At 36.3% G+C, this 267-nt stretch carries 1 protein-coding gene; it reads left to right on the top strand.

The window, feature by feature from the left end:
• A partial coding sequence (locus tag AAEY83_RS15610) for a hypothetical protein (protein WP_351060394.1) occupies positions 1-267 on the top strand: 267 nt, incomplete at both ends.

Here is a 267-nt window from a genome sequence, read left to right as displayed (position 1 = left end):
AATAAAAACTATTTAGCAGGTGCTGCACATGCAAGTACGATTAATAGTGCATTTGAAAATACTGTAACTAACGAACTAATTAACTTAGGATTTGAATTTTGTAAAGGGGGTTTACAAAGTGAACTGGTATTTACAAAGCAGTCTTCAATCCATTTGCATTGGCTAATGTACGAAGTATTCCCTGGCTTTAAGCAACGCGGTTGGCAAGTAAGTGTAAGTAAAGTAACGAGCCCTAATCCACAATGTGAAGTGAGTTTACATGTACAC

It is taken from the genome of Psychrobacter sp. TB20-MNA-CIBAN-0197 (genome assembly GCF_040309765.1).
In the GTDB taxonomy this organism is placed as follows: domain Bacteria; phylum Pseudomonadota; class Gammaproteobacteria; order Pseudomonadales; family Moraxellaceae; genus Psychrobacter; species Psychrobacter submarinus.
Note: the sequence above shows the minus strand (reverse complement) of the source record. Positions and strands in the feature narration are given on the sequence as shown.